Here is a 7,020-nt window from a genome sequence, read left to right as displayed (position 1 = left end):
TGTCACCAGCAAATCCACTGGAGCAAGTCGAAAGACTAGGATATCTAGGAGCCGTATGAGGCGAAAGCTTCACGTACGGTTCTGAAGGAGAGGTGCTCCCCTTAATAGGGGACATCGACTCTAACAGAATCCCCGTTCTTATAGGACGGGGAGTGTCAATAGAGAGCAAGACCGATTATGATCAGAGTGTCTGACCAATTTAGAAATCCTAAAACACTGATTAAGGTAACTGGTTGGCTACTGTTGCTACTGACTGGCCAAACAGTTATGAGGGGTCTGAGGCCAGCTACTGCCCAAACGTCACCAGAACCGAGATTTTTTGGGGAGCCTCTACCAACTATGACGCCATCTTCTCTACCATCGGTTAACACTCCCCCTTTAATTTTGCCGACCGCCTCACCCAATCGGTCAAGCAATACACCATTACCTCCTCAGTTAAATGTCAACGACACTAATCCATCAATAACTAATCCATCAATAACTAATCCATCAAGACCCATCGCTAATCTCTATCGGGTTGATGTGGTGGGTGATAGTTATTGGTTGTTATCCCAAGTACAAGACATTGAACCACAAGCGTTTGTGCGCGAGGGAGAGGGGGTGATTCAAGCGGGGACATTTATGGATCGCTACAATGCTCAGTCCCGTCTGCGCACTTTGGAAGCTTTGGGAATTCCAGCCCGCATCATAACCATTGAACCACAAGCATTTGATAAGGGTGCCACAAATCTGAGGAACATACCCAATTTTGCATCCGATGGCTCGATCACCTATGGCTCCCGTTTGGTGTATCCAGAAACAGGATTAGATTTGGCGAATCGTGGTGCTGTGAGTTCTGGTTCTAATCCAGAGGATTCAAGAGAATCTAGGGGTAGGAGCTATTTTGTGGCTATTCCTGGAAATGCTCAGAGGTTACCAGAGATGGTAACGGAATTGGTTAAAATTGGGATTGCCCAGGATTTAGTGAGCCAACGAGATGCCCCCAGAGGTAAACATGTTGCTGTTGGTCCGTTTAAAAAGCGGGGGGAGGCAGAACGTTGGAGTAATCGTTTGCGCTCTGCTGGTTGGGATGCACGGGTGTATTTTAGTCGGTAGGGGCAGAATTAAGAATTAAGAATTAAGAATTAAGAATTAAGAATTAAGAAGGCAAAAGGCAAAAGGCAAAAGGCAAAAGGCAAAAGGCAAAAGGCAAAAGGCAAAAGGCAAAAGGCAAAAGGCAAAAGGCAAAAGGCAAAAGGCAAAAGGCAAAAGGCAAAAGGCAAAAGGCAAAAAAAGGCAAAAGGCAAAAGGCAAAAGGCAAAAGGCAAAAGGCAAAAGGCAAAAGGCAAAAGGCAAAAGGCAAAAGGCAAAAGGCAAAAGGCAAAAGGCAAAAGGCAAAAGGCAAAAGGCAAAAGGCAGAATTCTAAATTCTAAATTCTACATTCTAAATTCTACATTCAAGAATTCTAAATTCTAAATTCTACATTACCCAATTAACAATTGATGCAGTCTGACAATCGGCGAGAAATAATTGAACAAGTGGTGGTAACTGCTGAGCAGATGCGTGAGATTGAAGGGCGCATCTTTGAGGCGGGGATGCCTGTAGCAGCTTTGATGGAAAAGGTGGCAGGATTGATTACTGGCTCTATTCAAACTCTTTATCCCTGGGCTGAGAATAGGCGAGTGGGTGTGTTAGTTGGTCCTGGTCATAATGGGGGCGATGGGTTAGTTGTTGCTCGTGAACTTTATTTACAGGGGTATGAGATCCACATTTACCGTCCTTTGTCGAAACTGAAGGAATTGACTAACTACCATGCTCAGTATGCGGTTAGCTTGGGGATTCCTTTTTATGAAGAGATTGAACCGCTTTATGAGTGTGACTTGATTATTGATGGTTTGTTCGGATTTGGACTGACGCGATCGCTTTCTGGTAGTATCGCTGAGGCGGTTGAGCTGTTGAATCAATGGTCACAACCGGTGGTGAGTATTGATTTACCTTCGGGATTACATACTGATACTGGGGAAGTTTTGGGTATCGCGGTTCGGGCTACCCGGACATTGTGCTTAGGGTTGTGGAAGTTGGCGTTTCTGCAAGACCAAGGCTTGGATTATATTGGTGAAGCTGAGTTAATTGATTTTGGTATTCCCCTCAAGGATATTTGGTCAATTTTAGGTGAACCACCAGATTTGCTCAGAGTAACAAAAACTGTTGCGAAAGAGTTTTTGCCTTTACCTCGCCCTAAGGTAACTCATAAGTACCAACAGGGACATCTGTTGCTGATTTGTGGCTCTAAACAGTATTCAGGGGCAGCAATTTTGGCGGGATTAGGGGCTCGCGCTAGTGGGGTGGGAATGCTTTCGATGGCAGTACCGGAGTCTATCAAATTGCTAGTGGTCAGTCACTTGCCAGAAGGAGTGGTAATTGGTTGCCCAGAAACGACGGCGGGTGCTATAGCATTTTTGCCTGAGTTAGTGTTAGAGAAGTTACACCAACCCTCTGGTAGCTATCACGCTTCAAATCAGACTTATAATGCGATCGCATGTGGTCCTGGTTTAACAAAGGATGCTAAGGATATAGTGCAAGGGGTTTTAGCTGCCCAATCCCCAATTGTTTTGGATGCGGATAGTTTAAATATCCTGGCGGAACTGATCACTATTCCCACTTTGTTGAAGCGTCCAGGCCAGACAGTGTTAACCCCTCATGTTGGAGAGTTCCGACGTTTATTTCCTGATTCCGCAGAACTGTTACCGGATCGAGTCAAGGCCGTGCGGAAGGCATCCCAACTGAGTCGGTCTGTGGTGTTGTTAAAAGGAGCCAGGAGTGCGATCGCAAATCCTATGGGCTCGGTGTCCCTAATTCCTGAAAGTACACCAGCTCTAGCCCGAGGTGGCAGTGGGGATGTGCTCACGGGACTAGTGGGAGGTTTGATGGCTCAGCCACTCCTGTCTGAGCATCCTTTGGAGGCAATAGTGGCAACGGCAGCCTGGTGGCATGCCCAAGCGGGAATTTTAGCGGCTCAGGAGCGGAGTGAGTTGGGGGTCGATGGGGGGACCTTGGCGGAGTTTTTGATGACAGTGGTGAGAGGGAATAGGGAGTAGGGAATAGGGAACAGGGAATAGGGAACAGGCAAGAGGCAAGAGGCAAGAGGCAAGAGGCAAGAGGGAAAACTAATCTGACTCCCGATCTCCCGATCTCCCCATCTCCCGATCTCCCCATCTCCCCATCTCCCCATCTCCCCATCTCCCCACACTCCCTGCTCCCTGCTCCCTGCTCCCTGCTCCCTGCTCCCTCTTGTTAACAAATTAAACCTAGAGCTTTCTCTTTAATTTGCTCTTCGTCAATCTTTTCTTTGAGTTCACTATCTGTATATCTGCCTTCTAAGGCTTCTAATGCTGCTTTTTTTAGGGCTGTTTCAAAGGCATCGGTTAAAATTTCTAATAATTCCTCTTGATTGGCATAACATCCTCCTGATTTTCGCCGTTTGTTAACTCGTTTAATGGTTTTGCTGGCATTATAAATCGAAAATTCCCAAGAGCGGGTAGTGCGTTTTTCTACTTCTTGTTTTATTAAATGTAATAGTAAAATGACTGCATAGCTATAAATTTTATTTAATTTATCCTCCCTTGACATTTCTTCTAGTTCATCAACAATTTCTAAGGCTTTATGATAGTTTCTTTCTTCAATGAGTTGACGTAATAATGTTAATTCTTCCATATCCTAGGTTGATGGGAGTAGGGAATCGGGAGTCGGGAGTCGGGAGTCGGGAGTAGGAAGCTGGGAAGTTGGATCACCCCCCCCCTTATAAATCATCGGGATTGATGCCAAGGGTACGCAATTTTTCTGCTAATCGTTTTGCCCGTTGGGATTCCTGTTCTGCCCGTTGGCGTTCTTGTTCTGCCCGTTGGGATTCCTGTTCTGCCCGTTGGGATTCCTGTTCTGCCCGTTGGCGTTCTTGTTCTGCCCGTTGGGATTCCTGTTCTGCCCGTTGGGATTCCTGTTCTGCCCGTTGGCGTTCTTGTTCTGCCCGTTGGTGTTCCTGTTGAGCGTGTTCTTTTGAAGTCTCAATCCAATTACCAGCTCCATCATACCAACGCAGCCACAACCCTTCTGTTTCTTGATATTTCCCCTGCCATACTCCTAACCCTAATTCCAGTTCTGGAATCCAAAATTTGGGCTCAGAAAGCTCTGCTTCGTGATACTGAGTGACAATTAATTGAAACACTCGCAACTGGTTTTGATAACGGTCAAAGACCACATAGTAAGGAATCCGCATATATTGCTCATAGGCTTGCCATTTGGTGGGTGGCTTGTTGGCAGACCTTAGGGTTTGTCCTAAATCTTCAGCTTCGGTACCTGGTGATAGGAGTTCCACTACCAAAAATGGCACTCTTCCTTCCTGCCAAACCACATAACTCCAGCGCAGATCTTGTTGTTGTTGAGCAGGAGTGACACCCAATACCAGAAACCAATCTGGTCGTTTGTGCCACAACAAATGATGACTATCGTAATATAGATTTAGGTCTGTGCCAATGAACATCTCCTCCTTGGGATAGTTAGGAGGTTGGCAGGTTTCCCGCAATAGCTGGGGTTGGAAGTCGTGAAATTCGTCAGGCAAACCAGGCTCCTCTGGGTCTTCACTAGGTAAGTCATACATCGTGGGCATGGTTTCGCTGGGAGAAAGCGGTGGGTCAGTTTGGTACATGATCTTCTGTTGAACCGGATAGTTTGAGGGTAGCATTTGGGTCAGTTACCTAGGGTCCCAGCAGTGGGTTTGTTGCTGTTTGCGATCGCTAGCCAACGCCCTTCGGGCTAATCGCCTTTGGCGCGGCTGAGGCCTTTGGCCACGCTGCGCGAACGCCGATCGCAAAAGCCATCTTCGGAGTATTAGCTACCGAGCCTATCCAGCTACAAAGTGTTGATGTGCCTCTGACTCTATTCCCTCCTGAAGCACTGACAATACCCGTTGCATTTCTCCAGCTAGTAACGCCCCTACTGCCAACTGCAATCCTGGAAACACATTACTGCTCACCACCCCCAACTGATCTGGCTGCTGCTGGACATACTCCCCTGCATCCAATTCATACCAGCGAAACTGTTGCTCTTGCACCAGCCAAACTAAATACTCCTTTACTCCATTGCGCCGGTAAGCCCGTAGCTTGTCATGGAGGTCGTAGGAAGCACTACTGGCTGCAATCTCGACAATCAACTCCGGTGCTCCTTCTACATAGTCATCGTCACTAATGCGGGACTGTCCACCCTTTTGTTGATCAATGCGCATAATTGCATCCGGTTGGGGCTCATTATCAAAATCTAACCGCACCGTAGGATTGTCTCCCAACATGACACCGGGGGTAGCGGCTTCATAGACCCCTAGCCAGGTAATAATTTTTCCATGGGGATTGGCATGTTTCGTGATCCTGACGGGAGATGCCACGTAAACTACTCCTTCAATCAATTCTGCTTTCTTGGTATCAGGCATTGCCTGGTATCGTCGTTCAAATTCCACCCGAGTTAAGCGATCGCCGTTTTCAAGAATGGGAATTACCATCGGTTGTGATGTTGATGTTGCCATAAATTACTCCTTTGAACCTCCCCAACCGGTATAGGATGGGGATTCCCAGGCACAACCAACTAAGTGGCTGTTAACTCCATGGGCGTAACTTCCCCCCGAACCAGAGGTAGCTGGGTGGGGTCAATACCCAGTTCTTTCAGACCCCGCATCTTGATATTTACTGCGCCATTTACATCAGCATCATTGTGATGTCCACAATTGGTGCAAACAAACTTTTCTTTTTTTCGATTTTCTGCGCTAACATGATGACACTTTGGACACCGCTGAGATGTATGCCTGGGATTTACTTTGATTACTGGAATGCCTGACTTTGCAGCCACGACCTCGATCTTTTTGATCAGTTCTCCCCAAGCGGCATCAGATATTGCACGATTTAGAGCCCTTTTGGCTGATTGTCCATTGGGATTGTACCCACCACTTTCATTCTTTTTAGGTTTACAACGAGACTTCATGCCCCTAATATTTAAGTCCTCAAATATCAGGGCATCAGTTCCATCGGTTAGAACTTTAGCTGTCTTCCAGTGGTATGCAGAACGGCTGTTAGCAATCCGATCGTGTAATGACGCTACTTTAGAAAAAGATTTTTTACGATTCCTTGAACCTTTCTTTTTTATACTCGCAGATCGCTGTCTCAACTTTAAGCGTCTGGCTTGTCGCTTAAATACTTTGTCGTTAGCTGGATTCTGAATTATCTCTCCATTAGAAATACTAACGAGCTTTTTTATTCCTAGATCACATCCCTTAACACGATCCGGGCTAATTTCATTCTTGTTTTTTACAGGTAAAGCTGGTACCGATTTGTCTTCAATCTGGAGGCTAACAAACCAACCCCGTGCCTTCCGGCGAACGGTTACGGACTTCAAGGTAAACCCACTTGGTATAGGGCGGGAATCATGAAACCGCATCCATCCTATACCTGGTAAATAGATTCGGTTACCATCTAGCTTTACTTGTCCTGGAGTATACTTAAAACTTCTAAATCGCGAACGCCTTTTAGGTTTAGGGTGCCCTGTTTCATTTTTGAAGAACTTTGAAAAAGCTACATCCAACTGCCTTAAAGTCTGTTGTAAAACAGTTGAGTTTATAGTTTTGTACCAAGGTCGTTCTTTTTTGAGGATTGGAAGATTTGAACTCTGAGCCTCATAAGCAGTCCTACGAGGGGTTTTTTTGTTTTTCTTCCAAGGATACCCAACAGAGTGTGACTTACTTACAGAACAAGTCAGCGGACACGCCTCTCCCTTACTTCTCAAATCACAATAATTTCCTAACCTTGGAGACTTTGCCTGATCGTAAGAATCATTCCTGTCTCTCAATAGATAGTTGTACTGTGCTAGTAGCATATCATTAAACTAAGCCGGAGAGTCGCCCCTCCGACTCGTCTTCAGAACCGTGCATGAAAGTTTCCTCTCACACGGCTCCTCGCGCAGTAGTCCCTTGTCAGTGGGTACTTCTCAGAACGGGTTTGAAT

Annotated in this window: 8 protein-coding genes; 2 read left to right on the top strand and 6 right to left on the bottom strand. The window is 46.2% G+C overall.

Going from position 1 to position 7,020, the window contains the following annotated elements; translation table 11 throughout:
* The first annotated feature begins 177 nt into the window (after positions 1-177).
* The gene (locus tag F6J99_RS07585; protein WP_293112401.1) at positions 178-1,095 is read left to right on the top strand and encodes a hypothetical protein; all 918 of its coding nucleotides are present in this window, start codon (positions 178-180) and stop codon (positions 1,093-1,095) included.
* A gap of 43 nt (positions 1,096-1,138) precedes the next feature.
* Here F6J99_RS07585 and F6J99_RS07580 read toward each other — a convergent pair whose 3' ends face one another.
* The gene (locus tag F6J99_RS07580) at positions 1,139-1,384 is read right to left on the bottom strand and encodes a hypothetical protein (RefSeq protein WP_293112400.1); all 246 of its coding nucleotides are present in this window, start codon (positions 1,382-1,384) and stop codon (positions 1,139-1,141) included.
* Between the two features lie 98 nt (positions 1,385-1,482).
* Between F6J99_RS07580 and F6J99_RS07575 the strand changes: the two genes are divergently transcribed.
* The gene (locus F6J99_RS07575) at positions 1,483-3,078 is read left to right on the top strand and encodes an NAD(P)H-hydrate dehydratase (RefSeq protein WP_293112399.1); all 1,596 of its coding nucleotides are present in this window, start codon (positions 1,483-1,485) and stop codon (positions 3,076-3,078) included.
* Here the strand turns inward: F6J99_RS07575 and F6J99_RS07570 are convergent.
* The 5 genes from F6J99_RS07570 to F6J99_RS07550 all read right to left on the bottom strand — a co-directional run bounded on the left by F6J99_RS07570 (position 2,997) and on the right by F6J99_RS07550 (position 6,802).
* Complete coding sequence (locus F6J99_RS07570; RefSeq protein ID WP_293112398.1) at positions 2,997-3,212, bottom strand: hypothetical protein; 216 nt, start codon at positions 3,210-3,212, stop codon at positions 2,997-2,999. The two genes, F6J99_RS07575 and F6J99_RS07570, sit on opposite strands and share 82 nt — an antisense overlap.
* Before the next feature lie 62 nt (positions 3,213-3,274).
* Positions 3,275-3,694 carry a DUF29 family protein gene (locus F6J99_RS07565; RefSeq protein ID WP_293112397.1) on the bottom strand — a complete coding sequence of 140 codons (420 nt, stop codon included), beginning with the start codon at positions 3,692-3,694 and terminating at the stop codon, positions 3,275-3,277.
* 85 nt (positions 3,695-3,779) lie between these two features.
* Positions 3,780-4,682, bottom strand: a complete 903-nt coding sequence (locus F6J99_RS07560) for a Uma2 family endonuclease (RefSeq protein WP_293112396.1) — start codon at positions 4,680-4,682, stop codon at positions 3,780-3,782.
* Between the two features lie 195 nt (positions 4,683-4,877).
* Positions 4,878-5,552 (bottom strand): Uma2 family endonuclease, encoded by a 675-nt coding sequence (locus F6J99_RS07555; RefSeq protein ID WP_293112395.1) that lies wholly within the window; start codon positions 5,550-5,552, stop codon positions 4,878-4,880.
* Positions 5,553-5,611: 59 nt separating this feature from the next.
* On the bottom strand, positions 5,612-6,802 hold the full coding sequence (locus F6J99_RS07550; RefSeq protein ID WP_293112394.1) for a transposase: 1,191 nt from the start codon (positions 6,800-6,802) through the stop codon (positions 5,612-5,614).
* Positions 6,803-7,020 lie beyond the last annotated feature (218 nt).

Source organism: Moorena sp. SIO4G3 (genome assembly GCF_010692305.1).
Taxonomy (GTDB): domain Bacteria; phylum Cyanobacteriota; class Cyanobacteriia; order Cyanobacteriales; family Coleofasciculaceae; genus Moorena; species Moorena producens_A.
This window is presented reverse-complemented; position numbering and strand designations above follow the sequence as displayed.